This is a genomic window from Siminovitchia sp. FSL H7-0308, from assembly GCF_037980985.1.
In the GTDB taxonomy this organism is placed as follows: Bacteria; Bacillota; Bacilli; order Bacillales; family Bacillaceae_C; genus Siminovitchia; species Siminovitchia thermophila.
Genome location: NZ_CP150282.1, coordinates 1,405,304 through 1,432,301, shown reverse-complemented (window position 1 = coordinate 1,432,301; position 26,998 = coordinate 1,405,304). Strand labels below are relative to the sequence as shown.

The following is a 26,998-nucleotide window of genomic DNA, read 5'->3' as shown; positions in this document are numbered from 1 at the left end:
TCGGGATATTTGTGGAAATATTTTCAGCCGGGATATTTCCTCTCTGCTCAAATAAAGTTCCGATTACTCTCTCCATCATCGGTTTTTTATTTTTGAATGTACTTCTTTAATCATACGAATGCGTAAAAACTTTGTCAACAAGTTTACCCTTTGGCCAGCTTTCTTTTTAAAGCATTTCGTTCTGAATGCGATAATCCCATTTCCTGCTCTTGTTTCGTTTCAAACACCCGGTCATTTTCCAGCAAATTCTGAAAGTCAAGCCCTATGTAATGGGGTATATTGACGGAAGCGAGATGACTTTTCTCGTTTGTCCTCATGCAAAAACCTCCAAAAATGATATTATTTCTATTGTTCCCTACAGAAACATTTTCTATAATTGATAGAGAATTTCTTTTTGAATGAAAGATGGGCAAACCCCCCCTTTTTAAAAATCCTCCCTCATGAGATAATGTGGCGAGAGAGAAAGGCGGTCATATTTTGGGGAAAAAAAAGCTGTTTATGATCTTTTTACTGCTGCTCCTCCTTGCAGTTATCGTAAATCTTCCTTCCTGGATCACTGCCGACTCCATCACTATTGAAATTACCGGTGATGTCGTCAATGTACGGGAAAAGCCAGGCACTTCCTATTCAATAATTACCCAAATTAGAAAAGGAGAATCTTACACTGTTGAAAAAGAACAGGGTGATTGGTACGAAATCAAGCTGCCATCCGGACAGACGGGCTGGATTGCCAATTGGCTTGCAGTAAAACAGACTAGTTCGGAAATGCAGTCAGGTACGGTAAATGTAGATAGTTTAAATGTTCGTGCTGACGCTAACGCGAATAGTGAAATTATAGGAAAATTAAATAGTGGCGAAAAAGTGAAAATGATTCAGGAAAGCAACGGGTGGTACGAAATCTCATACAAATCCGGGTCTGCATGGGTAAATGCGCAATATATAGAAAAATCCACATCCGAAAGCAGTTCACCCGAATCAGAAGGGCGCAATATATCCATTCTTCATGATGGGACAAACATTCGGAAAAAACCGGAATTGGCATCTCCAATCGTAGACACGGCACATTCCGGAGAAGTGTATGAAGTCATCGAGGAAAAAAATAACTGGTATAAAATTGAAGCAGCCAATGGGAAAACCGGCTTTATCGCCAGTTGGGTTGTATCATCAACAAACCGGCCAGTATTACATAATAAATCGGGAGACGGGATTTCCGGAAAAACGATCGTCGTCGATGCGGGACACGGAGGAGAGGATAAAGGAGCCACCGGCAGTTCTGGCGTAATTGAAAAAAAACTCACTCTTGAAACGGCTCGACTGCTGGAAAAAAAGTTGAAAAATGCGGGAGCCAATGTGATTATGACGAGAAGCCGTGACAGATATGTTCCGCTGCATAACAGGACAAACGCCGCCATTGAAAACCGGGCGGATGCCTTTGTCAGCCTGCACTACGACAGCATAAATGACCCTGTTACCAACGGGCATACAACTTACTATCACTATGCTTACGATAAACAATTGGCCGATGTTGTTCACTCACATTTGGGCAAGGAGATCGGCTTGAAAGACCGCGGCACCAAATTTGGCAACTACTATGTGCTCAGGGAGAACAGCCAGCCCTCCATATTGCTTGAACTGGGCTATTTGAGCAACGCCTCCGAAGAGCAGACCATTAACTCCAAACGATACCGTGATACGGTTACAACGGCAATTACCGACGGCTTGAAGGATTATTTTTCCAACTAGAAGCGCCGATCAAACGATAAAATAAGAACTGACAGGGGGACCTTTGCCACCACAACAATGGGCTAAGGTCCTTTCAACTGTGCAAACGCCTGAAAGCACCGTCCCGAAAAAAGCGATCGCTTCAGATTGATGAGACCCAATCGGATACATCGCCCCCCAGATGCCTTAGCCCGCTATCGTCGGCTGTATGATCATTTTTCGGCCGTTCGGATCTCCCATCTTCTTGAATATTATTTTCGGAATATATTATCAATTCGAATGCCGCTTTTCTGATTTTTTCATCTGCTCACACATTATAGACTGCCCCGTGGATGAGCAATTCTCGATTTCCCCGGCAAACGGGCGCGATCTAAACGCTTCGATAACTGTTTTCTTGATCAATCCGTGCAATCGTGCGTCTGGACCACTGTTAATGGCCGATTTTTTGATTGAAATGCCTGGTTACCGAAGTGTAGTCCCTTGTTGACGGGTCGCTCACTTTCTGTTTGTGCCGGTATAAAAAACCCAATCATCCTGCGGGACGATTGGGTTCGCGGTGCCACACCCTTCATTATTTCTAACAGAAATGTACAAACATACAAGGCTGCTCGGTGTGAAGCTCAAGAGTCCTTTCATCATTATCAGCTCTCGAGCAATGTGACATTACTTTTTACGATTGAAAAAAATTTTTATCTATAAAATCGAAACATGTTATTCTCAACACAAATATGCGATTTGTCGATCAAAGCTATCATTTTTTCCAATGGATCATTCTTTGCATTCATTTTAAAGTGGTTCCTGATGGTTTTTTTCTAAAATCAAGGTAACTGGCCCATCGTTGATCAAATCAACTTCCATCATTGCTCCAAAAATCCCCGTTTCTACACGTACACCTTTGTTTCGCAACATTTCGTTAAATTTCTCGTATAGTCCCTTTGCGTATTCGGGTCTGGCCGCCTCACCAAAGCTCGGGCGCCTACCCTTGCTGCAATCTGCATAAATCGTAAACTGGGAAACAGATAAGATGTCGCCGGCAACATCCATTAGGGAGCGGTTCATTTTACCGGCCTCATCTTCAAACACACGCAAATTGACAATTTTATCAGCCAGCCACTCTGCCTCTTTTTCTGTATCTTCATGAGTGATGCCGACAAGCAGTACAAAACCTTGTCCAATCCTGCCTGTCGCTTCACCATCAACCATTACTTTTGCTTGTTTGCATCTTTGCAAGACAATTTTCACAATCCGTCATGCCCCTTTAATTCATGATTCTGTGAACCGCATAAATATCTGGAATTTGTTTGATTTTATCCACCACTTTATGAAGGTGGCTAATATTGTGAATCGCGATCGTCATCATGATCGTTGCCACCTTATTGCGGTCGGTACGGCCACTGATGGCTGTTATATTTGTCCTCGTGCCACTGACCGTTTGTAACACTTCATTCAGCAGGCCATGCCGGTCGTAACCAAGGATTTCAATATCGACATTGTACTCTTTTCGGGAGTTGCGATTTGTTTCCCACTCAACCGGAATGAGGCGATTTTCATCTTGATTGGCTATCATATTCGGGCAATCGCGCCGATGGACAGAAACACCTCTGCCTTTTGTAATAAAGCCGATAATTTCATCCCCAGGAACCGGATTGCAGCAGCGGGACAGACGAATTAAAAGATTGTCAGCCCCTGCCACTTTCACGCCTGCTTCATGTTTCCTCGGCCGGCCCGTCGTCTTCGTTTCAGTCACAATCTCTTTGATCGCTTCTTCTTCGTCCCGTTTTTTTCTCCATTTTTCCGTCAGGCGGTTAGCCACTTGTTGTGCCGAAACGCCGTTATAGCCAACAGCTGCGTACATATCTTCCGCCGTGGAAAAATTAAATTTGTCGGCTGTTCTTTCAATATTTTCGGGAGTCAGGATCTCTTTTAAGTCAAAGTCCAGTTCTCTGATTTCTTTTTCTATCATTTCCCGGCCTTTTATAATGTTTTCTTCTTTTCGCTGCCGTTTAAAAAATTGCTTAATTTTGTTTTTCGCCTGGGAAGTTTGGGCAAGCTTCAGCCAATCCTGGCTTGGTCCATATGAATGCTTGGATGTTAAAATCTCAACAATATCACCGGTGTTTAGCTTGTAATCCAGTGTGACCATTTTCCCGTTGATTTTTGCGCCTATTGTTTTATTGCCGATTTCCGAATGGATTCGGTAGGCAAAATCAATAGGCACCGATCCCGCAGGCAACTCAATGACATCGCCTTTTGGCGTAAATACGAATACCATGTCAGAAAAGAGATCAATTTTTAACGATTCCATGAATTCTTCTGCGTTAGCGGATTCGTTTTGAAACTCTAATATTTCCCTGAACCAGGACAGTTTTTTATCAAAGGAAGCCTGCTGATGCGGGGATTTTCCTTCTTTATAAGCCCAATGGGCAGCAACCCCGTACTCGGCGATTCGATGCATTTCAAAGGTTCTGATTTGTACTTCGAGCGGCTCCCCGCCTGGCCCAATGACGGTAGTATGAAGCGATTGATACATGTTCGGTTTTGGCATGGCGATATAATCTTTAAATCGCCCGGGCATCGGTTTCCAGCAAGTATGAATGATGCCAAGGACAGCGTAACAGTCCTTGATGCTGTTGACGATAATTCTAACAGCGAGCAAGTCATAAATTTCATTGAACTGTTTATGCTGCAGGCTCATTTTCCTGTAGATCGAATAAATATGTTTCGGTCGTCCATACAGTTCGGCTTTAATATTCACTTCTTCCAGCCGCTCTTGCATTTCTTTAATCACATTGTCAAGATACTCTTCCCGCTCAGCCCTCTTTCTTTTCATCAGATTAACAATTCGATAGTATTGTTGGGGATTTAAATATCGAAGAGAAGTATCTTCCAGCTCCCATTTTATTTTGGAAATTCCGAGCCGGTGGGCAAGTGGAGCAAATATTTCGAGTGTCTCATTGGCAATTCTTCTTTGCTTTTCCGGAGGAAGGTGCTTAAGCGTTCGCATATTATGGAGCCTGTCCGCCAGCTTTATCAAAATAACTCGAATGTCTTTTGCCATTGCCACAAACATTTTTCGGTGATTTTCAGCTTGCTGTTCTTCATGAGATTTATATTTGATTTTCCCAAGCTTTGTAACGCCATCGACAAGCATCGCCACTTCACTATCAAACTCTTCTGCCAGTTGTCGGATGGTTACTGGCGTATCTTCAACAACATCATGAAGAAACCCCGCTGCGACTGTAGCCGGGTCCATTTCCAGATCAGCCAGTATTCCTGCCACCTGGATTGGATGCACAATATATGGTTCTCCCGATTTCCGATATTGATCCTTATGAGCCAAACGAGCAAACTCATATGCTTTTTTTACAAGCATTTCATGTTCCTCGTTCAAATATTTACGTGTACGTTCTATGACGTCATCTGCGGATAAGACATTATCATTTGCCACAAGGATCACCTTTTTAATGTAAAATTTATTGAGTAGTCATTTTCTATATATTATGGTGATAGATTGGAATCTTGTAAAGTGCAACGATCCCATTTCCAGTAATTATATCTAATTATAGCGAATGTTGATGAAAAAATGATCATCATCCAATAAAAACGCAAGTTGGCAGGTCCAACACTCCTCTAGCCGGGAAGTCGAAAACAAATGTCCGTTTTTCAACTCAATGTTTGGGCACGAGTATGTTCATACATCCAATCATTTCCCCACAACATTGCTTTCTAGAAAAAAAGCACTCGGATGAGTGCTTTGACCAAAGAATTTTGATCCTTCGTTCATGTTTACTGTCCGTAAGCCCATTCGAATTCAAGTATTTTGACCTGATCATCCAGACACCGCGCACTGTAGGCTTTCTCCCATTCGGGATGGACATGACAATCGTTTATTTTCGGAACCTGGCCACATGTGTGATGTATTAAAAATTGATTAACGATAATAAATCATAATCTTCAAGTTTTCGCCTTCCGTCTAAATACGTGAGCTCAATCAGAAAGGCAATTCCGACAACGATTCCTCCCAGCCGTTCAACGAGCTCAATGGTGGCTTCGATCGTTCCGCCGGTGGCGAGCAAGTCGTCCGTAATGAGAACCCTTTGCCCCTTTTTGATCGCGTCTTTATGGATCGTTAACGCATCTTTTCCGTATTCTTTCCCATAGTCCGCTTTAATCGTCTCCCTTGGAAGTTTGCCTTCCTTTCTGACCGGGGCAAATCCGACGCCGAGCGCATAGGCCACGGGACAACCGATAATAAATCCCCGGGCTTCCGGGCCGACAACGATATCCACTCTTTTTTCGCGGGCATATTGCACAATCAAATCGGTGGCGTATTTAAATGCTTTCCCATTATCCATCAATGTCGTTATATCTTTAAAAAGCACGCCTTCTTTCGGCCAATCCGGAACGATTGTAATATATTTTTTTAAGTCCATGCTTCCACTTCCTCCTCATGTGGAATAGAGTGCGCGACTCTCTCCTCAAACCATTTTTTTAATTCGGGATAAGATGAATATAACAAGATGTTTTCAAGTTTGATCATCTCTTGTTTTTTCTGAAACGAAGGCGAATCCGCCAAATCTTTTTTCATTTTTGCCTGTTTAAGAGAAATAATCCCTTCATCTATTTTAACAAAATCAAGTTCAAAAAACACTTGTGTCATAAACTGGACAGTTTCCTTGGACCAGCCCCGGTATGCCGCCAAATCTTCCCCGTATTTTTTCACATTGAATGTGCGCCTTTTTGCAAGAAAAGCATAATACCATTTAAAATGATCGCGAGTTGGAATTGTATGAAAAAAATGTTCTCGTTCATGAAAAAAGTGAACGTAGATCCGATCCGGTTTTTTACCTTTAACCAAGCCTTCAATAATGGCTGTTTCAAAAGGGAAATCAACCAATACGACATTCTTGCCGTCCATCCTATATTCTTGGGCTCGCTCTTCGCTTGGAATCAACACAGTACGCACATTCCGCAATTCGGGAACTCGACTTAATGTTTTTTCATGAAAGACGATGAATTCCGCATCTTTGCCGTGAAGGAGGGGCACCCAGGTTTTAAACGGCTTGTTGCCCCGAAAGTCGAACAACTGCCATTCGTTGATGGCCATATCCCTAATAAATATTTGTGGCTTTCTCCTATTATTCCATTCATTGATGGACAGTTCTCCAATAACCGACAGTTTGGCATCTGGCGATATATCATCGGCGAGCTTCCCGAGATGAAAGCCGACCCCATCTAATAACATATCGTTTTGACTTAAAGTCAATTTTAAATGGGCATCATTTCCGCCTATTTTTCTGACATGATTGACAGCGGCATTTTTAACCATGAATGCAGGCTTCGGGTTGGCTACTCCAAAAGGAGCAAGCCGCTCCACTTCTTTGATCGTGTCCAAAGTAATGTCATCGAGTGAAATGGAAGCTTCCAGCTCTGTAACGGGAACTAAATCTTTGGCACTGAGCTGGTTGTTCGCCGCCCGGTTCAGCCGCTCTCGAAGTTCATCGACATCTTGCATATCAAGTGTCATACCGGCTGCCATAGGGTGTCCGCCGAAATGAGGAAGGATATCGGCACACTCCAATAAATTGGCAAACAAATCAAACCCGCGAATACTTCGAGCGGAGCCTTTTGCCTGTCCAGTATGCGAATCATAACTTAATACAATTGCTGGCCGGTAAAACTGTTCGGTAATCCTTGAAGCGACAATGCCGATCACGCCGGCATTCCAACCTTCTTTGCCAATCACAAGTACTTTGTTTTCGGAAAGAGGATAAGACATGGAGATCATGTCAACCGCTTCTTTTGTCATTTCTGATACGAGAGTTTGCCGTTCTTTATTTAAAATCTCAATTTCATCAGCCAAAAGAGCCGCCTCATCGGCATGTTTCGCCATCAACAAATTTGCCGCGGGAACGGCACTATCAAGCCTTCCCGCAGCATTCAGCCGGGGACCAATTGTAAAACCAAGCGTTTCTTCGCTCAGATCGGCAAACTGAATGCCTGCCGTTTTGCCAAGGGCAAGCAACCCGGGCCTTTTTGTGGAAGAGAGGATCAGCAACCCTTTCTTGACAATAAGGCGATTTTCACCTATAAGTGGCACTAGATCACAGACCGTGCCAATGGCCACCAAATCCAGCAAGTCATACGGAACTTTTCCGTATAGTGCATGAGCAAGCTTAAAGGCGACACCCACTCCGGCCAGATAGGGAAAAGGATAGGCGTCTTCCTTCAATTTGGGATGAATAATGGCATGGGCTTCCGGAATTTCGTCTCGCAATTCATGGTGATCCGTAATAATTAAATCAATACCAAGCTCTTTGGCCACTAATGCTTCGTGTATGGCTGAAATGCCGGTATCAACTGTAATGATTAACTGAACGCCTTCGTCAAAAGCCTTTCGGAAAGCAGCTTCATTCGGTCCGTAGCCTTCTGTAAAACGGTTTGGTATGTAAAAATCAACTACGGCTCCCATTTCCTGTAAAACAGTTGTCAATAAAGATGTGCTGGTAACACCGTCCGCATCATAATCGCCAAATACAAGGATCGGTTCTTTGTTGTTAACCGCCCTCTTAATTCGTTCTACCGCTTTTTCCATATCAGGCATTAAAAATGGATCATGAAATTGGTTATCTTCCATATGTAAAAAAATGCTTGCTTCTTCAGGAGAATCAAATCCACGATTGACAAGCAATGTTGCGGCAAGTGTGCTAATTTCAAGCTGTTTGGCCAGTTTTTGAACCTTGTCTCTGTTTGTATCATGGACGATCCAGCGGGTTTTTGCTTGTAACATTTCTTCACCCCTCAGAGCATCTATTATACAGAAGAGACAGCGGCCTTTCAAAGGAAAGTAACAGCTTCTTCAAAGGACTAATGATCTTTTGTGCTACGATCCTCCGCAACATAAAACGGATTAATATGCATGAAGACATTATGGACACCCGGGTGCTCCAGAAGCAATTTCTTCACCTTTTTTCCAACACGATGGCCGTCCGCAACAGTCATGTTCGGATCAACCGCGATTTTTAAATCAATAATGACGTAATAACCGTATTTCCTCGCATACAGTTCATCAATTCTTTTCACTTCGGGAACAGTCGAAATGATATTTCTCCATTCAAACGTTTCCTCTTCATCCAGCACGTGATCCAATGTATTATATATTGCTTCAGAGCCGAGTTTCCACGCCAGCCAGACGACCATCAAGGAAACAACCAAGCCTGCCACCGGGTCGCCGTAAACGAGCCAGTCTATTTGAAAGTATTTTCCCAGCAGAGAGGCACCAATCCCGACCAAAGCCGCCAGCGAAGAATAAACGTCGGAACGATGCTCAAATGCATTGACAATGAGCGCTTCACTATTCAGTTTTTTGCCAAGGCGATATTTATAGCGGAACAGGGCTTCCTTTACAACAATGGATATTACAACAGCATAAATCGCCAGCCCTCCGGGGGCTTCAACGGGGTTAAAAAAAGAAGATAATGATGATTTTCCAATTTGCAGCCCTACAAGAAACAATAGGATGGCAACGATGATGGCGGCGATCGATTCGGCCTTGCCATGGCCGTAGGGGTGCTCCTCATCAGGCGGCTGTTTCGCCGCACGGAGCCCAACATATACCGCCAGTGAACCGACAATGTCTGATGCCGAGTGAACGGCGTCGGCTATAAGGGCTTTGCTTTGTGACTGCAGCCCGATGACCCCTTTTACAATCGTTAACAATATATTGACGATAATCCCAATCCAGGCGGCAAACTCTGCCTGCTGAAAGCGCCGGTTTACTTCCATACACAATTCTCCTTTTTTACCCTGCTCATACTATTCTGCCCTTTTAAACGAAAAAAGCCGCAATGAGCGGCTTTTTTCGAGTAAACATTAAACTTGCGGTTCATCCGACCATTTCTTTTTTTCTTTTACCGTAACGATCGGTCCTTTTTTCTTTAACTCTTTTACTTTCAAGTCATACCAAAGCTGTGCAGAGATAAAAATGGATGAATAGGTTCCTGCAATCAGTCCCACCAGCAATGCGAGTGAAAAGCCCCTGATGGATTCACTACCAAAAATAAGCAGCGCGACAACTGCCACAATAACCGTTAAAACAGTGTTGATCGAACGCGTTAATGTTTGCCGGAGTCCGGTGTTGACGACCTCCGCGATATCTTCCTCAGTCCGGAGTCGTTTTTTCGCCCGCATATTTTCCCTGATCCGGTCAAATGTGACAATCGTATCATTGATCGAATAACCTACAATGGTCAAGACGGCGGCAATGAAAGTAATATCCACTTCAAACCTCGTCAAGCTGAAAAACGCAATGATGAAAAAAGCATCGTGGACCAGTCCAAGGACTGCCGACAACCCCATCGAAAACTCAAATCGGAGCGATACATAAATAATGATGCCAACGGCCGCAATCGCAAGGGCAAATAACGCATTTTTGGCCAATTCCTTGCCAACTGTCGGAGAAACGGTACTTACATTTGGCTCGGAACCGTATTTATCACTGAAGTGATCTTTCAATTGGGCTATTTCTTCATTTGTCATGACACCTTTATAGCGGGCAACACCTATTTCCTGATCGGCGCCCGACAGGACGATATCATCTGTTTCAATACCCGCAGAAGCCAATTCCGACTTCACTTCTTCCGTCGTTAGCGGTTTGCCCGCATTAAATTCTATCCGGGTTCCGCTTGAAAAATCAATTCCCAGGTTCAATTTAAATATCCCGAGAACGATCGCGCCCGCCAATAACAATACGATGGACACTCCGTAAAATTTCTTTCTGTTTTGAACAAAATCAAAAAAGTCAAACGGTGTTTTTAAGTCATATGCCGTGAGGTTTTCCGCCAAATCGTGGATCTCTGATTTTTTTACGCCAAACCAGCCCGGTTTTTTGTTGAGAAATTTGCTGTTAACCCAAAGGCCAAGCAAAAGCCTGGAACCATAAACTGCCGTCAGAAAACTCATCACGATGCTCAAAATAAGCATCGTTGCAAATCCTTTTACCGAGCTATTCCCAAAGTAAAAGAGTACAGCTCCCGCCAACAAGGTCGTTATATTTGCGTCCAAAATGGCGACAAAAGACTGTTTGTTGCCTGCCTTAAAAGCGGAACGAAGTGAACGTCCCAGTTTGATCTCTTCTTTCAATCGCTCATACGTCAAAATATTGGCATCCACCGCCATTCCGACTCCGAGAATTAATGCCGCGATTCCCGGAAGAGTCAGCACTCCGTTCATTAATGAGAATACAAGTAAAATCAAATATATATAAATTGATAACGTAATCGTCGCGATGACACCCGGAAAACGGTAATAAAATATCATGAACAGGAAAATGATCGCAATCCCGATCAGGCCGGCGGTAACCGTCTTATCCATTGCCTGTTCACCAAATTGGGCTCCTACCGATGTTGAATACACCTCATTTAATTTGACAGGGAGAGCTCCTGCATTCAACAAGTTGGCAAGATTTTCAGCTTCTTCTTTTGTAAAGCTTCCTTCAATCGAAACATCCGTCTGATTGAACACCTGGTTGACGTTTGGGGCAGACAACAGTTTCTGATTGCCATTTGTGGACGCCTCTTTATAAGAGTCGACGCCTTCTTCAAAGTCCATCCAAATCGCAAGCTGGTTGTTCGGCGCCATGCTCAAGATTTTTTCGGTGACTTCTTTAAATTTCTTTTTATCTTTTAATTGCACAAGAACGATCGGCTGGTTTGAATCAGGAGAAAAGCTCATCTTGGCGGCTCCTTCAACAAGATCCGCCCCATCCAGCATCACATTGTCATTTACATCACGAAATGTGAGAGTAGCCTGGGTGCCAAGAATTTCCCGCGCCTGATTTTGGTCTTCCACACCTGCCAGTTGAACCCTGATACGGTCATTTCCCTCAATTTGTATATTTGGTTCGCTTACCCCAAGCACGTTAACACGCCGATTCAACGCATCCGTAGTATGGACAAGCGTTTCACGGGTAATTTTTTGGCCTTCTTTGGCAGGTTCCACTTCATATAGAACTTCAAATCCGCCTTGGAGATCGAGGCCAAGCTTAATGTCATTGATGATATTGTTTGTAGTTGATCCGGTAACACCCGCCAAGCAAATGATGATTAGAAAAAAGGCGAGAATCCTGCTTCTTTTTACCATTTAAATATAAGTCCTCCCTCGGGAATAAAAACCTTCAAGAAATGAAAAAACTTCCAAATTAAATTATGAATCAAGAAAAATCAACTGTCAATTAAGACTCTTTGTCTCCAAGTAATTGTTGCAAATCCTCGTTGTCCAAATCTTTCAGAAGATCAGGAGATCGAAAGGCTTCTACAGTTGCATAATTCATATAGTCGCCCGGCTTTACCGACATGATATCGGAGAAAAGCTCGTATATACGTATCCCTTCCTTTGGATTTTTCCATCTTTTTTGTTTGAGAAAATGCCAAATATCTTCTTCACTGACCCTGTCATAACCGAGGATTTCAAATTCCTCCGCTTTACTCGACAAAGCCGGGCTTAATATATGGAAATAATCATCGTATATATGTTTATCTTTGGACATTCTTTGGCCACCTTTCTTTGCAAGGCGATAAGACGAGAACTTGTCATGCTTTGTCCCATATCTTGCATATACTTTATTGTAATCCAATTGACCATTTTTGAGAAGGCAGGGAAACAAATGTCAAAGTTTTTAAAGGGTACGATGATATTAATGGCTGCCGGGTTGATTACAAGGCTCCTAGGCTTTATTAATAGAATTGTCATCGCGCGGCTGATCGGAGAAGAGGGTGTCGGCCTGTACATGATGGCTTACCCCACACTTGTACTCGTCATTACCATTACCCAGCTCGGGCTCCCGGTAGCGATTTCAAAAGCGGTTGCCGAGGCGGATGCGCGCGGAGATCAGAGAAAAATTAAAAACATTCTTGTCGTTTCCCTGTCAGTGACCGGAACATTATCGCTTATTTTTACTCCGGCCCTGATCTTGCTGGCTCCACAGTTGTCAGAAACGTTATTCACTGACCAAAGAATTTACTATCCGCTTGTCGCCATTACCCCTATCATTCCGATCATCGCCATTTCTTCGGTCATCAGGGGCTATTTTCAGGGAAAACAAAATATGAAGCCTTCTGCCGTCTCCCAAGTAATTGAACAGCTTACTAGAATTACGTTAATAGCAGTAATGACAAAAGCATTTCTTCCACATGGCGTCGAATATGCCGCCGCAGCGGCAATGGTTGCTTCGGTAATTGGTGAATTGATTTCTCTTTGTTATTTATTTACCGTCTTTAAAGTAAAAAAGAAGTTCCCGGTGCGACGAAACTTTCTAGAAGGGCTAAAAGCCGGAAGAAAAACATTATCCGAGCTGATGGGTGTCGCCATTCCGACGACCGGAAGCCGGATGATCGGTTCGTTATCCTGGTTTTTTGAGCCGATTGTTGTTTCCCAAAGCTTGCTGATTGCCGGCATTGCGGCGGGAGTGGCAACAAAACAATACGGTCTGTTGACAGGTTATGCCCTTCCTTTGCTTACACTTCCCTCTTTTATCACTTTTGCTTTGGCTACTTCACTGGTCCCCGCCATCAGTGAGGCGAATATTATACGAAATTATAAACTGGTAGAACACCGACTTCAGCAGGCATTGCGCTTTGCGCTTTTGACCGGAGGATTGTCTGTAGTTGTGTTATTTACGTTTGCCGAACCATTAATGGCCACGATTTACGGGTCTGTCACTGGAGCTTATTTTATTAAATTAATGGCTCCTTTCTTCATTTTTCAATATTATCAAGGACCATTACAAGCCATTTTGCAGGCACTTGATTTGGCAAGAGCCGCCATGATCAATAGTATGATCGGCGCCGTCGTCAAGCTCGCCGTCATCTATGTTTTAGCTACAAGGCCGGAATTCGGCATTAACGGGGCAGCGTTGGGAATAGCCGCGGGAACCGTGTTGGTAACGATCCTCCATTACGCGACAGCTCTGAAAAAAGTCCAATTTACAGTTTATATAAATGATTATTTCAAGTTTTTGTTAGCAGCAATTTTATCAGGATGGAGCGGAAAAATTTGTTATGAGTTGTTAACAATCGAGCCCATGATGTTAAAGCTTTGTATCGGCATCAGCATGACATCGCTCATCTACTGCGCCCTATTATTTTTTTTAAAGCTGGCGACAAAAAGCGATATGCAAAAGATTCCGATCATCGGAGCGATCTTCAAATAAAGTGCCATCAGTGGAGATTAGGACTGAAAGACGCGGGTTATGCCATTGAAGAGCAACAGGACAAAGGCAAACGCCCTGTTGGCAAGCTCAGAAGCGGAGGCCTTGAAGCCTGCGCTTTTTCTACGCACGATGATGATGCTATGGAAAGCTTTCCTTCTCTTGGGAGCAGCTTGCACTCATACAACCATACGTCGCGCCATCCTTGAAACACATGGGATGTATCGCTACCAAAGTTTTTCTTTTCCTGTCAACTCAAACCAATCTAGACTTTATGGCCAATTGCTCCCACCTACCTTCATTGAGATGGAAGTTATACCCCGTAACAAAGGGGAACTTCAATCAGTAGGCATGCTCCTACTAATTGTTAACTGTTCTCCACTGGCCATACCCGTCTTCCCTCAAACTATTGAAATGGTGATTCCCTTCCTGTTAAAGCAAAATAGAATTATTTATTATTTTTTTCGTCAAAATAATCTACAAAAAATTGACCATCTTGATAACTGCAAAAAAGAATGTCTTCGATGTTTTCATGTCCCCTTTTCCTTAATTCCCTTTTGAGCCATTGTTCAGTTTGCTTCGTTTCTTGTAGTCCTTGCTGCTGTACTTTTCCTTCTACGATCAGCGGAATGGTAAATGAACCATGCTTTTTCTTTTGCTTGTTTCCTTTCTTAAATACCGATAATTCCCCTGATGTCTCTAAAATGGCAAACTCCACATCCTCGATGTTACGAATATCCTTTAAACGAAGCTGCATGAGTAGGTCATCAAAGTTATAGCGGTGCTTTCTCATCTCTCTTTCGTCAATTTTACCGTGTTGAATAATGATGGACGGCTTTCCATCAATCAAATTTCGAAACTTTTGGCTTTTTAATGATCCATATGCCATACCGATTTGGATGAGCAGCAACACGATCATAGGGACAATCGTATGCATAATGGGATCATCATGTTGCTCAATCGCGATAACGGCCATTTCACCCATCATGATAAAAACGACCAAATCAAGTACACTTAATTCCCCAATTTCCCTTTTGCCCATTAAGCGGAAAATGACAAGAATGAGACCGTACAAGATGATCGTTCGCATGATAATAACTGCAATGTCCATCAAGTTTTATCGCTCCTTTTAAACCTTATTTGAATCATTTGAACAACGGGGGGATTAAAGGGAACTTTCAATCAGCGCATGCTTTTAGCCGATGATTGTTAGTTAAGCCAATCGGGCGTTTACTGGATGTTGATCCCCTATTTGATATTTCATCTTACAGTGATTTCCCATAATGGGGATCTTACAGACAGTTAATGCGGGATATAGCGAAACTTCAATCAGCGGTGGCTTTTAGCCGATGATTGTTAGTTAAGCCAATCGGGCATTTACTGGATGTTGAACCCCTATTTGATATTTCCATCTTACAGTGATTTCTCATAATGGGGATCTTACAGACAGTTAATGCGGGATATAGCGAAACTTCAATCAGCGCATGCTTTTAGCCGATGATTGTTAGTTAAGCCAATCGGGCATTTACTGGATGTTGATCCACTATTTGAAATTTCCATCTTACAGTGATTTCTCATAATGGGGATCTTACAGACAGTTAATGCGGGATATAGCGAAACTTCAATCAGCGGTGGCTTTTAGCCGATGATTGTTAGTTAAGCCAATCGGGCATTTACTGGATGTTGATCCCCTATTTGATATTTCCATCTTACAGTGATTTCTCATAATGGGGATCTTACAGACAGTTAATGCGGGATATAGCGAAACTTCAATCAGCGCATGCTTTTAGCCGATGATTGTTAGTTAAGCCAATCGGGCATTTACTGGATGTTGATCCCCTATTTGATATTTCCATCTTACAGTGATTTCTCATAATGGGGATCTTACAGACAGTTAATGCGGGACAACATGCAGGAAAACATTCTAAAAAACCATTTCTTGAATATGTTGTAAAAAGGGACAGGCGTCATTTCCCCATGCTTAAAGGAAAGGAGTGAGAAATGATCGACATTAAAAAGTTTGGCGTTTCCGTTATATACGGGGTCTTTACGATCTTCTTGCTTGCTGTTATTTTCAGTTTGATTTTTTCTCTCATTTTAACTTTTACAGATACCCAAGAAAAATCCATTAAATTGTTGGTAACGATTATTTCTTTTTTTAGTGTGTTTGCGGGAGGGTTTATTTGCGGGGGCAAAGGTAAGCATAAAGGGTGGGTTTTAGGAGGAGCAACAGGCCTTTTGTACAGCCTCATCATTTTCTTATACCAATATTTGGGACACGGCTCGATATTTTCTTTGGAACAACTTGTTTATTTTACTTGCTATACATTGACCGCCATGATGGGAGGCGTTTTGGGCGTCAATCTCATGGGAGGTTCTCATCAGGATTATTGAAACAAAATAGCGCCATAAAAAAAGAAGCATGGTCTATGTGCACCGACACGCTTCTTTTTTTAGACTTCTATGCATCCACAACTTCCCGGATAGCATTGCGATCATATGTAAGCCGGCTTCCGTCGCCGCATAAAATCACGACTTTTCCTTCATCGATTCCATCAATCGTTCCATGAAGGCCGCCAATAGTGATCACTTTGTCCCCTTTTTTCAGGTTAGTTTGCATTGTTTGGATCGCTTTTTGCCGTTTTTGGTTCGGTCTGATCAGCAAAAAATAAAAAAGAACGAACATCAAAATAAACGGTGATACATTTACGAGCGTTTGCATTTATCTTCCCCCTTTCGTTTTATCATCAATATTAGAAATTTTTTGCGTCCGGACGGTTGAATCCGTAACGCTCAAAAAAATCTTCTTTGAAGTCACCGAGACGGTCATCTTGAATCGCATCTCTGACTTGCTTCATCAATTTTAACAGAAAATAGAGATTATGGTAAGTCGTAAGCCTAATTCCGAAAGTTTCATTGCACTTTATTAAATGCCTGATGTAAGCCCGCGAATAATTTCGGCATGTATAGCAGTCGCAATCGGGGTCGAGAGGCCCAAAATCCCGTGCATGGACAGCATTTTTAATGACAAGCCGTCCAGTACTCGTCATGACGGTACCGTTCCTCGCAATCCGCGTCGGAAGCACACAGTCAAACATGTCGATTCCCCTGATGGCTCCATCAACGAGAGAATCAGGCGAGCCCACTCCCATTAGATAGCGCGGTTTATTATCCGGCAAAAGGGGTGTCGTAAACTCCAATACCCGGTTCATCACATCCTTCGGTTCCCCGACAGACAGACCTCCTATCGCGTATCCCGGAAAATCGAGGGATACTAAATCCCTTGCACTCATTTTTCGCAAGTCTTCAAATTCTCCCCCTTGAACGATGCCAAACAAACCCTGATCTTCTGGACGCCTATGAGCATTTAGGCATCTTTCCGCCCAACGAGAGGTGCGCTCCACCGATTTATGAATATACTCATATGTAGCCGGATACGGAGGACATTCATCAAAGGCCATCATAATATCTGATCCAAGCGCATTTTGAATTTCCATCGCCTTCTCCGGAGAAAGAAACAGCCTGTCGCCGTTTAAATGATTCCGAAAATGCACGCCTTCTTCTTCAATTTTTCTAAATTCGCTTAAGCTAAAAACTTGAAATCCGCCCGAGTCGGTCAAGATCGCTTGATCCCAATTCATAAACCGATGAAGACCGTCGGCTTCTTTCACAATATCATGCCCCGGCCGCAGCCAAAGGTGGTACGTATTGCTCAGAATGATTCCGGCCCCCATTTCCTTCAGTTCTTCCGGACTCATTGTTTTGACCGTCGCCAGCGTTCCGACCGGCATAAACATGGGTGTTTCATATGAGCCGCGGGGTGTATGTATCCTTCCGAGTCGAGCGCCTGTCTGTTTGCAAGTCTTTATTAATTCATACGTAATCGCAGGCAAAAAATCTTGCTCCTTTCTAATGATGGAATTTATATCAACAGCATCGCATCGCCGAAACTGAAAAAGCGGTATTTTTCTTTAACTGCGCAACGGTAAGCTCGTAACACCGACTCACGTCCGGCAAATGCGCTTACCAGCATGATCAATGTTGATTTGGGCAGATGAAAATTCGTAATGATGCCATCAACCGCCTGAAAGTGGTACCCCGGATAAATAAAGATATCGGTCCAACCGCTCCCGGGCACAAAACGGCCCTCGTTCTGCCCGGCAATCGTTTCAAGCGTTCGTGTAGAAGTTGTCCCAACAGAGATAATTCTGCCCCCTTCTGTTCGAACACGATTTAAAGTGGCGGCCGCATCTTCGCTCATGCGATAAAATTCCGCGTGCATATCATGCTTTTCAATATCCTCCACTTTCACGGGACGAAACGTTCCGAGCCCGACATGCAACGTAATAAACACAACATGAACGCCGAGCGCCTTGATGGCCTCCAACATTTCTTCGGTAAAATGGAGCCCCGCAGTAGGGGCGGCCGCAGAACCCTGTTCACGAGCATACACGGTTTGGTATCTGCTTTGATCATCCAACTGTTCTTTTATATAAGGCGGAAGAGGCATTTTACCCAATTCATCCAATATCTCGTAAAAAATTCCTTCATAAATGAATTCAAACAACCGCCCACCGTGATCCTGGATACCCGTACAGACGGCCTTTAACTTCCCGCCGCCAAAGGCAATCTCAGTGCCAATCTTCACTCGCTTTGCAGGCTTGACAAGCGTTTCCCAGCAATCGCCTTCCACCTGCTTTAATAAAAGAATTTCCACATTCGCCCGTGTATCCGTTTTTTCTCCCATAAGCCTTGCTGGGAGCACTTTCGTGTCATTTAAAACTAGGCAGTCGCCTTTTTGTAAATAGGCAGTTATATGCCGAAACGCATCATGCGTCACTTCTCCCGTCTGCCTGTTTAACACCATCAATCGGCTCTCATCCCTGTTTTGCAGAGGAACCTGGGCGATTAATCGTTCGGGCAGTTCAAAATCAAATTCATCAATCTTCAAAACTTATTTAAGCCTCCCCATCACATAAAAAATAGCAGATAACAGAATGCTGATAATGATAGAGGTCATTAATGGGAAAAAAAATGTTGTATTGCCCTTTTTAATGACGATATCACCTGGAAGTTTGCCAAGCTTTAAAAACTGGATCAGGAAGCCAATGATAAAAATGCTAGCCCCCGCAATCATTAACAGCTTTGCCATCCCGCTCACTCGCAAGGCACCTCCATTTGAAAATGTTCATATACTTGATGGGTCACCATTCGCCCTCGCGGGGTTCTTTGTAAGAAACCGATTTGAAGCAAATATGGCTCGTACACATCTTCTATCGTAGTCGGCTCTTCTCCAATGCTGGCCGCAATCGTATCAATGCCTACGGGGCCTCCCCTGAACTTTTCAATGATTCCTCTTAATAATTTATGATCAATTTGATCGAGTCCCAATTTGTCGACCTGCAAAAGCTCTAGGGCTTCATCCGCCAACGCAAACGTGATCACACCATTAGATCGGACTTGCGCAAAATCACGCACCCTGCGAAGAAGGCGGTTGGCAATCCTCGGTGTTCCCCTCGATCTCTTGGCAATCTCAACAGCCCCATCCCCATCAATATCAGTATCGAGAATTTCGGCAGTTCTTATAACAATAGCTGTTAGTTGCTCAATTGTATAATATTCCAATCGGCATAAAACGCCAAACCGGTCACGCAATGGAGCGGATACAGCCCCTGCCCTTGTTGTCGCACCGACAAGTGTAAATGGAGGTAAATCGAGGCGTACGGAACGTGCTTCCGGGCCTTTTCCTATGACGATATCGAGGCAATAATCTTCCATCGCGGGGTATAACACTTCTTCTATCGCCCTAGGGAGACGATGAATCTCATCAATAAACAATACTTCACCAGGATCAAGTGAGGTCAGGATCGCCGCAAGGTCTCCCGGACGTTCAATCGCCGGTCCGGAAGTCATTCTGATATCCACACCCATTTCGTTTGCAATAACGGTTGCGAGTGTCGTTTTTCCCAATCCCGGAGGGCCGTACAACAATACATGGTCAAGCGTTTCCTTTCTCATTTTAGCCGCTTTTATAAATACTTCCAAATTATTCTTTAATTTGTCTTGGCCGATATATTGGGAAAGCATTTGTGGTCGGAGACTTTGCTCAAAAGAAATATCATGATCCATCGCTTCACTGGAAAGCACTCTCTCCTCCATCTCTCATTTGCTCCTTTCCGGTTCACTGTTTCATGAGCATTTGCAGTGCGCGTTTAATGTATTGATCGGTAGTCATTTTTTCTTTCCCGAGTTGCGTGCTGATTTTTCTCAATTCCCGTTCCGAATATCCCAAGGCCGCCAAGGCCAGCAGCGCTTCTTCCAATTCTTCGCCATAAGCTTGTTCCGCTGCTATCGTCTTTTTTTTCACCGGTCCGGGCTCTGCTTCCAATGATTCCGGCAAGATGTCTTCCAGTTTTCCTTTTAAATCCAAAATCATTTGCCTGGCGGTCTTTTTGCCGACACCGGGAAATTTCGTCAAAAATTTCTCATCCTCATTTTCGATCGCACGGACGACTTGTTCGGGCTCTCCGAAAGCCAAAATGGCCATCGCCCCTTTAGGACCGATCCCCGATACGCTGATCAGCTTTTTAAACATTTTCTTTTCCAATTGTGTTTCAAAACCGTACAGTGCGATTAAATCTTCGCGAACATGTTGATATGTATAAATGGTCAATTCTTTACCCTTTTTACCCGAGAAAACGAACGGATTCGGTGTTAATATTTGATACCCGATTCCATTACATTCTACAACTATATATTCCGGCCCAACGAGCTCTACTGTTCCTTTAATATATGCGTACAAGCGATTCTCTCCTCTTTCATGCTACCCATCATTGTAACATATAAATCTCTTTTCTTTTATAAAAAAACAACATACGTTCTAATATTTCATCCTCGGCGGTTTAATCATAAAAGCAGAGGGTAAAAAGTATTCAATCCCCATTGTGGTTGATCACTCATCAAAGGAGGCCATTATACATGAAAAAAAAATGTCGCGGGTATCTTTGTCTCCAGTTTTGAAGCTGTTCAACAAATCCAGTCCTTGATGCATAACGGCATTGGGAAGGACGATATCCACATGATCACGATGGATGATAAAAAAGCAAAGGAGGTAAGGGAGAGTACCGGAATTAACCGCTTACACGACTTTCGGAAAAAACATTTATACGAATCGGGATGGACAAAAGATGAAGTGGACCACTACTACCGGGAATTCAAATCGAGAAGACTATTCGTTTTAGTCGATGTTGATCACGATATGGGAAGAACGGTTATGCTAACAACAGAAAAGAGGCCGATTAAAACCGCTAAGATACAAGTGGACAATGGACAAGCCGCAGCCAGCTTCCAACCAGATCATCAAAAAAGCCGGGATCGCCGCCTTCCGGGAAAGCCAATTGAAAAAAACAAGGACGACAGCCAAATCCAAGAGATGAGAAAAGAATATGAGGAAGAAACGGACCCGTTTGAAAAGCGCGGCCGATAGGCCTGATCAAGGTTTGGCAGCAGCTCCAAACCTTGTTTTTATGGTTTTTAAATTGGATTCCCTATCGAGCCCTTTGTTAATAACTGGAGCCACCCTTTTAGGTTGTACAGGCAGGAATTTCACAATCCTAACTATTCACAAACTGGGTTGAAATGGAAGCCATTTGTAGCCGCTCTTCAGAGGTCGGAAAAAATATAGGTCCCCCAGGTTTTGCGAATGGCCTCTTTATAGGTTTCGCCTTGTAAATGAAGTCGCATCCGCTTTGGCATCTTTTTCAAGAACAATACAAGCGCATAGCGGGAGTTTTGCGGGGAAATGGTTTCAGGATTATCCTGAAAAACGCAGAAGAATATTCCTAGTATTATCCCACTTGTCATACATGTCAAACGTAATTCGATAGATTTTCCTTCTACATGAATATGTGCTGCAATCCACAAATCTAAAGCGAAACTTCAACGAACATACTGAGTCCACAAATGGAACCATCATTTATTTCAAATCAACCTATATCATATCGTCCGGCAAATTTGGTACACTAAACATAAAAAATGAAAGGAAGTTTGTCTTTGATGCGTTTTACCGGTTTTGTAGACAGTGACTTTGAAACCTTTCAAGTTGAAGGTTTGGATGAGCGAATGGAAGCGATAGAGGAGCGGATCAGGCCCAAATTTCGAGCATTGGGACAAGAACTTACAGATGATCTATCGGCAAAATTAGGAACGGAAATGTTTTTACATATTGCCAAACATGCTCGAAGAACCGTCAATCCACCCAAAGATACTTGGTTGGCGATAGCAGCCAATAAGCGCGGGTACAAAAAGCACCCTCATTTTCAAGTGGGCCTATTCGATGATTTTGTCTTTATCTGGCTCGCTTTTATTTACGAGCTGCCGAACAAACAAGAAATCGCCCAAACATTTTTACAGCATATCGATGACATCAAACAAAAAACCCCAAAGGATTTCGTTATTTCCATGGACCATATGAAAAAAGAAGCTGCGTCCATGGATGAGATTGACTTGGAAAAAGCGCTCAAACGTTTCCGCGATGTGAAAAAAGCTGAATTTCTCATAGGAAAACACATTTTAAAAGGCGATCCGCTCCTAAAAGATGGAGAAGGATTGATCAAAATGGTGAAAAATACATTTGATACACTCATTCCGATCTATAGATTAGCGTACAAATAAATATGGACATTCAACAACCGGAGTCCTATGCTCATATGGACTCCGGTGTGTAATTGTTGTCTATTGAATAGAGGGCATTACATTGGATTTTTCACTGTTTTTTTAACAGAAAGCCATGGCCTTTCATCTTCCCAGCGGACATGTACCGGGATTTCAAATGTTTGAGATAATAAGGAATCCGAAATCACTTCTTTCTTTGGCCCTGCGGCAACGATTTTCCCGCTGTTTAAAAGCAGTACATGGGTAATCCCTTCGACAAGCTCTTCTATATGATGGGTAACATAAATGACAAGACGTTCATTCCCCATAATCTCCTGGGTTAAAGACAGAAGCCCTTCCCTTGACTGAATATCCAGGCCGGAGCATGGTTCGTCCAAAATGAGCATTTTTGGGTCATTCATTAAGGCCCTGGCAATCAATACCCTTCTTCTCTCCCCTTCCGATAAGAGGTTATATGGCTTTCCTTTCAAGTACTGTAAACGAAATTGCTCCATTAACTTATCCGCCTTATCCCAATCATCTGGCAAAACCTCTTCATACAGCCCAAAAGAAGCAAATTTTCCGCTTACAATAATCTCTTCAATCGTTTCATGCTCCAATATATGGGAAAAGCGCCCAAGTGAGCTGCTGACAAACCCAATTTCTTTTCGCAGCTCCGGCAAGCTTGTTTCTCCAAAGCGGTTTCCGAGCACTGTTACTTTACCGGAAGAAGGATACTGGTATCCTGTAATGATATTAAGCAAAGATGTTTTCCCCGAGCCATTCAGCCCTAAAATGCCCCAATGCTCGCCAGCATGAACCGTCCAATTAATTCCGGTTAAAATATCTTTTCCACTTCTCTTCCATTCTACGTCCTGAAATGTGATCATTGTTTTCATCTTTTTCATCATACCAACCTCACCTTAATGAAAATAAATATTTTTTCGTTTTCTTGATTTGGTGGGAAGACCTCATTATCTGCCATTATATGTTATTGTACATTATACAATTTTTCGGCACCCTTTACTCAAAATGGGGGGATTACTTGCAAAAATAACAAAAACCAAGGAAGCCCAAAACTTGAAGGCAGGCGTCCTTGGTCGCGCGTATACTTGGAAATTGAACATGTTGTATCAACTTCTTCCATTTACTTCCTAAAGTAAAAAAGCCGCTTCACTTTCGATGAATGTTCAAAAAAACGTTTATTCGTACCTCATTGATAAAGCCTTTTGCGCATTTTGAAGATCATTTTTTAACAATCGTTCTAAGTCGTAGGAAGGGTACATTCCCTTGGAATACATATAACGATAGATCTCTTCATGGCCCTTTATGGCTCTTAACAAATGATTTGTCAACGTTTTTCTTAAAACAGGCGTTGCGGTTTCAGTGATCGCCAATGCATAATTTCTCACCAACGCCTTGCTTAATCCGAGCAATTCCCCGGCAAATAATGCGGATGTTTCTCGATCCGCATCATCTTCCCGTTGATGTGGAACGGGCGCAGAAGGATAAAATTGGATTAACTCCTGCAAATTGATTTCCATGTTCTGAATCGCGTTGTGATAGATACTTCTCAATTGGGCATCAGCTATTTTTTTCATGCTCATTTTCAGCCTCATCAATGCATTTGCTTGGCTGGCAACAAGCTCATGTATTTCCAGCGTTTCGTGCCAAGCTAGTGTTCTTCGTTCATCTAAAGACACCCTAACCCCTCCTCATTACTTTCTCTGCAAGTTACCATATTCATCTATCTGTGCATCAGTTAGCCAAAACCGGAAAAATAGGCTTGATGATCAAAGATGAACTTGGTCCTTCCGTATATTTTTTACAATACTTGGCTGTTTGTCCAAACACTGGCAGAGATGTCTACGTAATATATTTTAGAACGAGTAAAGGGGGTGTAGAGATGGGCGGTTATGGTGGAGGATACGGCAGCAACTTTGCCTTGATCCTTGTGTTATTTATCCTCTTGGTTATTGTTGGTGCCTTCTACGGGTACTAATTCCCTCTTCCAAAAGTATGTAGAACCCGGATGTATGCAACACCCGGGTTCTTTTTCTATTTATTGACCAGCTTTTTGCTTTTGCTGACCGCTACTTGCGCCTTGTCCTCCCACATTTGACAACTGGGGAATCATGTTTGACAATTGTCCTCCGCGTCCTGTCATCATGCTGTATGCGGCCGCCCCAATCCCGATCGAAGCGATAATGGGCAAAACTTGAATATTGTTACGCATGTTTTTCACCCGCTTTCAGTTATTGCTCTGTTTGGAGCATCTTTATATTTTGTAATGGACATGAAAATCACACAAGTAAATTTGTCCAAAAAAGTTGCTCCCCCTATTTTCCGGGTATAAAAAAAATGAAACACCAAAGTATAAAAGGGAAAAGAACTAAAAGGAGGTAACAACAATGAATGAAAATGTCAATCATGGCAGAGCTTTACTATGGAAGGCAATCATGGTTTTTCCAGTTGTATGGATAATATTGTCACTGTTTAATGACGTCACTTTTTTCCATTCCACCCTACTGGGAATTGTTCTATTGCTCTTGTCTTATTATATAGGCGACATGATGGTCTTGCCTAAAATGGGTAATATGACAGCGACTCTAGGGGATTTTGTACTCTCGCTTATCGTCATTTGGGGAGGACTCGTCCTGTTGGGTTACCGGGAAGCTTTTGGGGAGGCGTTGTTTGTTTCCATCGTTCTCGCCATCGGAGAATACTTTTATCATCTATGGCTGGAAAGAACACAATTCAGAAACAAAGCTGATGCTGACGATGTAAGACAATATTGATCGCATGTAACTTTCAAGCATTGTCGAAAGGAGTCATCATCATGGAAGGCCAATATTCATATGGAACAGACTATAAGTATATTCCCGCCACTTCATTGGGCAGTGGAACAGGCGCTGAAATATTGCCTGACATTTATTATCATACGATTCAAATCGTCAATATTTGCTTTGTCGGAAAACCGAAAACAGCAGACTTCGTACTCATTGATGCGGGCATGCCGCATTCGGCTGACAAAATCATTTCCATTACAGAGGAACGATTTGGTACTGGACGAAAGCCGAAAGGAATTATTCTAACCCACGGTCATTTTGATCATGTCGGGGCGATCGTCGATTTATTAGCTCATTGGAAGGATGTTCCTGTCTATGCTCATGAATTGGAGCTGCCGTATCTGGTTGGGGAAAAAAGTTATCCGGCGCCGGATGCCTCCGTTGAAGGCGGAATGATTGCAAAAATGTCTCCGATGTTTCCGGTTGAGCCCATTGATTTGGGAAACAAAGTACAAGCCCTGCCTGAAGATGGCAGCATTCCTGACCTCCCGGGATTCCGGTGGGTCCATACCCCAGGCCATACGCCCGGACATATATCTCTTTTTCGGGATCAAGATCGGGCTCTGATTGCAGGCGATGCTTTTGTGACAGTAAAACAGGAATATCTTTACAGGGTCTTTACCCAAGAACAGGAAATAAGCGGCCCGCCGCGTTACTTGACTCCCGATTGGCAGGCTTCATGGGACTCGGTAAAGAAATTACAAGCATTAAAGCCAACCGTTGCCATCACCGGTCATGGCCTTCCAATGAAAGGGGAAGCTTTGACCCTTAATCTGAACAAACTCGCACAACAGTTTGATCAAATCGCCATACCAGACTATGGAAAATATATAAATTAAAAGCATTAGGCAGGCAATTTGCTCCTCTTAAAGGTCGACAGATGAAAAAATCTGTTTATAAGTCCTTAGGAGGAGCTTCTTTTATGAAATTGGTTGGATTCCTGAAAATTTTATCAGAGATAGGCGGACTGGGACGATGAACCGAATAACAAAAACCGACCGACTCTGGCTCTGCCCATGCCAGGTCAGCAGTGGTGCCTGACGCCCAATTATACCGCCTCAGCCCGTTTGCCCTTAGGACGCGAAAGCTTGCAAGTTGAACGCCCCCCCAAGCAGAAGGTGAGCTTTTGGACATCCTCCTCTTCTTTTAAGCGTAGTGATATGAACATTTTGCAAGGATATATCCTTTTGGGACTTACATTTTTGGGGAACTTGTACTTATGTGCATCAGTTGCTTCATATAATGAAGAAAGAACGGCTTAGGAGGCAAGAAATGATTACTTTATTAGAAAAGGCTGTTATCGGCATGGCGCTTTTACGACTATTATCTGGTGGGATTGAAATTTTCGCGGCATTTTTGATGATTCGCTTCAATGAAGTGGAAAAAGCGCTGATCATCAACAGCTCCCTTGCACTCATCGGTCCCATGGTTTTGATTATCACCACAACAATTGGTGTTTTCGGACTGGCCGACAAAATTTCCTTTGGTAAATTTATTTGGATTTTTCTCGGCGTAGCCTGTATTTTATACGGTGTAAAGAGCAATTAGGGGATGTAACCAACTAAAGCCA

27 protein-coding genes and 1 other annotated feature (1 of these 28 only partly in view) are annotated in these 26,998 nt (G+C 43.1%); of the genes, 9 read left to right on the top strand and 18 right to left on the bottom strand.

Annotated features, from left to right (window positions below; translation table 11 throughout):
- Positions 1-88 (bottom strand) — a binding site (T-box leader) (it extends 141 nt beyond the left edge of the window).
- A gap of 55 nt (positions 89-143) precedes the next feature.
- Positions 144-317, bottom strand: coding sequence for a hypothetical protein (locus tag MHB50_RS06690; protein ID WP_171973848.1), 174 nt, complete (start codon positions 315-317; stop codon positions 144-146).
- A 160-nt stretch (positions 318-477) separates the two neighbouring features.
- Here MHB50_RS06690 and MHB50_RS06685 point away from each other — a divergent pair, with 160 nt between their 5' ends.
- On the top strand, positions 478-1,743 hold the full coding sequence (locus tag MHB50_RS06685) for an N-acetylmuramoyl-L-alanine amidase (RefSeq protein ID WP_083717377.1): 1,266 nt from the start codon (positions 478-480) through the stop codon (positions 1,741-1,743).
- 765 nt (positions 1,744-2,508) lie between these two features.
- Here MHB50_RS06685 and dtd read toward each other — a convergent pair.
- The 7 genes from dtd to MHB50_RS06650 form a co-directional block, all read right to left on the bottom strand.
- Positions 2,509-2,964, bottom strand: a complete 456-nt coding sequence (gene dtd / locus MHB50_RS06680; RefSeq protein ID WP_077110544.1) for a D-aminoacyl-tRNA deacylase — start codon at positions 2,962-2,964, stop codon at positions 2,509-2,511.
- A 16-nt stretch (positions 2,965-2,980) separates the two neighbouring features.
- Entirely contained in the window at positions 2,981-5,170 is a 2,190-nt protein-coding gene (locus tag MHB50_RS06675; RefSeq protein ID WP_077110542.1) for a bifunctional (p)ppGpp synthetase/guanosine-3',5'-bis(diphosphate) 3'-pyrophosphohydrolase, read from the bottom strand.
- A gap of 472 nt (positions 5,171-5,642) precedes the next feature.
- On the bottom strand, positions 5,643-6,155 hold the full coding sequence (locus tag MHB50_RS06670; protein ID WP_077110540.1) for an adenine phosphoribosyltransferase: 513 nt from the start codon (positions 6,153-6,155) through the stop codon (positions 5,643-5,645).
- Positions 6,146-8,512, bottom strand: coding sequence for a single-stranded-DNA-specific exonuclease RecJ (recJ, locus tag MHB50_RS06665; protein ID WP_339162778.1), 2,367 nt, complete (start codon positions 8,510-8,512; stop codon positions 6,146-6,148). The genes MHB50_RS06670 and recJ overlap by 10 nt, the downstream gene beginning before the upstream one ends.
- Positions 8,513-8,589: 77 nt before the next feature.
- Entirely contained in the window at positions 8,590-9,507 is a 918-nt protein-coding gene (locus MHB50_RS06660) for a cation diffusion facilitator family transporter (protein WP_339162777.1), read from the bottom strand.
- An 87-nt stretch (positions 9,508-9,594) separates the two neighbouring features.
- The gene (gene secDF / locus MHB50_RS06655; protein ID WP_339162774.1) at positions 9,595-11,862 is read right to left on the bottom strand and encodes a protein translocase subunit SecDF; all 2,268 of its coding nucleotides are present in this window, start codon (positions 11,860-11,862) and stop codon (positions 9,595-9,597) included.
- Between the two features lie 91 nt (positions 11,863-11,953).
- Positions 11,954-12,268: a post-transcriptional regulator gene (locus MHB50_RS06650; protein ID WP_339162772.1), complete on the bottom strand. Its 315-nt coding sequence runs from the start codon at positions 12,266-12,268 to the stop codon at positions 11,954-11,956.
- Between the two features lie 117 nt (positions 12,269-12,385).
- Here MHB50_RS06650 and spoVB point away from each other — a divergent pair, with 117 nt between their 5' ends.
- Positions 12,386-13,930, top strand: coding sequence for a stage V sporulation protein B (gene spoVB / locus MHB50_RS06645; protein ID WP_077110531.1), 1,545 nt, complete (start codon positions 12,386-12,388; stop codon positions 13,928-13,930).
- 445 nt (positions 13,931-14,375) lie between these two features.
- On the opposite strand, the gene MHB50_RS06640 is transcribed toward spoVB, so the two are convergent.
- Positions 14,376-15,038 (bottom strand): DUF421 domain-containing protein, encoded by a 663-nt coding sequence (locus MHB50_RS06640; RefSeq protein ID WP_339165623.1) that lies wholly within the window; start codon positions 15,036-15,038, stop codon positions 14,376-14,378.
- 890 nt (positions 15,039-15,928) lie between these two features.
- Between MHB50_RS06640 and MHB50_RS06635 the strand changes: the two genes are divergently transcribed.
- A complete protein-coding gene (locus MHB50_RS06635; protein ID WP_077110529.1) occupies positions 15,929-16,321 on the top strand; it encodes a TIGR04086 family membrane protein in 393 nt (130 codons plus the stop codon).
- Between the two features lie 67 nt (positions 16,322-16,388).
- Here MHB50_RS06635 and yajC read toward each other — a convergent pair whose 3' ends face one another.
- The 6 genes from yajC to ruvA are packed head-to-tail and all read right to left on the bottom strand — an operon-like array spanning position 16,389 to position 20,729.
- Positions 16,389-16,649: a preprotein translocase subunit YajC gene (yajC, locus tag MHB50_RS06630; protein ID WP_339162768.1), complete on the bottom strand. Its 261-nt coding sequence runs from the start codon at positions 16,647-16,649 to the stop codon at positions 16,389-16,391.
- A 31-nt stretch (positions 16,650-16,680) separates the two neighbouring features.
- Entirely contained in the window at positions 16,681-17,820 is a 1,140-nt protein-coding gene (gene tgt, locus MHB50_RS06625; protein WP_339162766.1) for a tRNA guanosine(34) transglycosylase Tgt, read from the bottom strand.
- Between the two features lie 29 nt (positions 17,821-17,849).
- A complete protein-coding gene (queA, locus tag MHB50_RS06620) occupies positions 17,850-18,878 on the bottom strand; it encodes a tRNA preQ1(34) S-adenosylmethionine ribosyltransferase-isomerase QueA (protein ID WP_077110524.1) in 1,029 nt (342 codons plus the stop codon).
- Positions 18,879-18,881: 3 nt separating this feature from the next.
- Entirely contained in the window at positions 18,882-19,088 is a 207-nt protein-coding gene (locus tag MHB50_RS06615; protein ID WP_077110522.1) for a DUF2905 domain-containing protein, read from the bottom strand.
- The gene (gene ruvB, locus MHB50_RS06610; protein WP_077110520.1) at positions 19,085-20,086 is read right to left on the bottom strand and encodes a Holliday junction branch migration DNA helicase RuvB; all 1,002 of its coding nucleotides are present in this window, start codon (positions 20,084-20,086) and stop codon (positions 19,085-19,087) included. The genes MHB50_RS06615 and ruvB overlap by 4 nt, the downstream gene beginning before the upstream one ends.
- A gap of 22 nt (positions 20,087-20,108) precedes the next feature.
- Positions 20,109-20,729 (bottom strand): Holliday junction branch migration protein RuvA, encoded by a 621-nt coding sequence (gene ruvA / locus MHB50_RS06605; protein WP_077110518.1) that lies wholly within the window; start codon positions 20,727-20,729, stop codon positions 20,109-20,111.
- Positions 20,730-21,005: 276 nt separating this feature from the next.
- Between ruvA and MHB50_RS06600 the strand changes: the two genes are divergently transcribed.
- Together MHB50_RS06600 and MHB50_RS06595 are read left to right on the top strand one after the other, a co-directional pair.
- A complete protein-coding gene (locus tag MHB50_RS06600) occupies positions 21,006-21,413 on the top strand; it encodes a hypothetical protein (protein WP_077110516.1) in 408 nt (135 codons plus the stop codon).
- Between the two features lie 569 nt (positions 21,414-21,982).
- Positions 21,983-22,600, top strand: coding sequence for a DUF1054 domain-containing protein (locus tag MHB50_RS06595; RefSeq protein ID WP_077110513.1), 618 nt, complete (start codon positions 21,983-21,985; stop codon positions 22,598-22,600).
- A 77-nt stretch (positions 22,601-22,677) separates the two neighbouring features.
- On the opposite strand, the gene MHB50_RS06590 is transcribed toward MHB50_RS06595, so the two are convergent.
- Together MHB50_RS06590 and MHB50_RS06585 are read right to left on the bottom strand one after the other, a co-directional pair.
- On the bottom strand, positions 22,678-23,478 hold the full coding sequence (locus MHB50_RS06590; RefSeq protein WP_077110712.1) for an ABC transporter ATP-binding protein: 801 nt from the start codon (positions 23,476-23,478) through the stop codon (positions 22,678-22,680).
- A gap of 303 nt (positions 23,479-23,781) precedes the next feature.
- Positions 23,782-24,282 carry a spore coat protein gene (locus MHB50_RS06585; RefSeq protein ID WP_077110511.1) on the bottom strand — a complete coding sequence of 167 codons (501 nt, stop codon included), beginning with the start codon at positions 24,280-24,282 and terminating at the stop codon, positions 23,782-23,784.
- Positions 24,283-24,485: 203 nt separating this feature from the next.
- Here MHB50_RS06585 and MHB50_RS06580 point away from each other — a divergent pair, with 203 nt between their 5' ends.
- Entirely contained in the window at positions 24,486-24,581 is a 96-nt protein-coding gene (locus tag MHB50_RS06580) for a YjcZ family sporulation protein (protein WP_077110509.1), read from the top strand.
- Between the two features lie 60 nt (positions 24,582-24,641).
- Here the strand turns inward: MHB50_RS06580 and MHB50_RS06575 are convergent, their stop codons facing one another.
- Positions 24,642-24,815, bottom strand: coding sequence for a hypothetical protein (locus MHB50_RS06575; RefSeq protein ID WP_171973845.1), 174 nt, complete (start codon positions 24,813-24,815; stop codon positions 24,642-24,644).
- A gap of 175 nt (positions 24,816-24,990) precedes the next feature.
- Here MHB50_RS06575 and MHB50_RS06570 point away from each other — a divergent pair, with 175 nt between their 5' ends.
- The 3 genes from MHB50_RS06570 to MHB50_RS06560 all read left to right on the top strand — a co-directional run bounded on the left by MHB50_RS06570 (position 24,991) and on the right by MHB50_RS06560 (position 26,976).
- Positions 24,991-25,377 (top strand): DUF2512 family protein, encoded by a 387-nt coding sequence (locus tag MHB50_RS06570; protein ID WP_077110507.1) that lies wholly within the window; start codon positions 24,991-24,993, stop codon positions 25,375-25,377.
- Positions 25,378-25,418: 41 nt separating this feature from the next.
- On the top strand, positions 25,419-26,267 hold the full coding sequence (locus MHB50_RS06565; RefSeq protein ID WP_077110505.1) for an MBL fold metallo-hydrolase: 849 nt from the start codon (positions 25,419-25,421) through the stop codon (positions 26,265-26,267).
- 433 nt (positions 26,268-26,700) lie between these two features.
- Entirely contained in the window at positions 26,701-26,976 is a 276-nt protein-coding gene (locus MHB50_RS06560; protein ID WP_077110501.1) for a YqhV family protein, read from the top strand.
- The last annotated feature ends 22 nt before the right edge of the window (positions 26,977-26,998 follow it).

Coding starts and splice junctions, on each gene's coding strand:
- secDF (WP_339162774.1), bottom strand. CDS start 11,862: ATGGTAAAAAGAAGCAGGATTCTCGCCTTTTTTCTAATCATCATTTGC.
- recJ (WP_339162778.1), bottom strand. CDS start 8,512: ATGTTACAAGCAAAAACCCGCTGGATCGTCCATGATACAAACAGAGAC.
- MHB50_RS06595 (WP_077110513.1), top strand. CDS start 21,983: ATGCGTTTTACCGGTTTTGTAGACAGTGACTTTGAAACCTTTCAAGTT.
- MHB50_RS06670 (WP_077110540.1), bottom strand. CDS start 6,155: ATGGACTTAAAAAAATATATTACAATCGTTCCGGATTGGCCGAAAGAA.
- MHB50_RS06590 (WP_077110712.1), bottom strand. CDS start 23,478: ATGAAAACAATGATCACATTTCAGGACGTAGAATGGAAGAGAAGTGGA.
- MHB50_RS06635 (WP_077110529.1), top strand. CDS start 15,929: ATGATCGACATTAAAAAGTTTGGCGTTTCCGTTATATACGGGGTCTTT.
- ruvB (WP_077110520.1), bottom strand. CDS start 20,086: ATGGAGGAGAGAGTGCTTTCCAGTGAAGCGATGGATCATGATATTTCT.
- yajC (WP_339162768.1), bottom strand. CDS start 16,649: ATGCAAACGCTCGTAAATGTATCACCGTTTATTTTGATGTTCGTTCTT.
- MHB50_RS06575 (WP_171973845.1), bottom strand. CDS start 24,815: ATGCGTAACAATATTCAAGTTTTGCCCATTATCGCTTCGATCGGGATT.
- MHB50_RS06660 (WP_339162777.1), bottom strand. CDS start 9,507: ATGGAAGTAAACCGGCGCTTTCAGCAGGCAGAGTTTGCCGCCTGGATT.
- MHB50_RS06560 (WP_077110501.1), top strand. CDS start 26,701: ATGATTACTTTATTAGAAAAGGCTGTTATCGGCATGGCGCTTTTACGA.
- MHB50_RS06580 (WP_077110509.1), top strand. CDS start 24,486: ATGGGCGGTTATGGTGGAGGATACGGCAGCAACTTTGCCTTGATCCTT.
- MHB50_RS06600 (WP_077110516.1), top strand. CDS start 21,006: ATGATCACGATGGATGATAAAAAAGCAAAGGAGGTAAGGGAGAGTACC.
- MHB50_RS06640 (WP_339165623.1), bottom strand. CDS start 15,038: ATGGACATTGCAGTTATTATCATGCGAACGATCATCTTGTACGGTCTC.
- spoVB (WP_077110531.1), top strand. CDS start 12,386: ATGTCAAAGTTTTTAAAGGGTACGATGATATTAATGGCTGCCGGGTTG.
- MHB50_RS06565 (WP_077110505.1), top strand. CDS start 25,419: ATGGAAGGCCAATATTCATATGGAACAGACTATAAGTATATTCCCGCC.
- MHB50_RS06690 (WP_171973848.1), bottom strand. CDS start 317: ATGAGGACAAACGAGAAAAGTCATCTCGCTTCCGTCAATATACCCCAT.
- MHB50_RS06650 (WP_339162772.1), bottom strand. CDS start 12,268: ATGTCCAAAGATAAACATATATACGATGATTATTTCCATATATTAAGC.
- MHB50_RS06570 (WP_077110507.1), top strand. CDS start 24,991: ATGAATGAAAATGTCAATCATGGCAGAGCTTTACTATGGAAGGCAATC.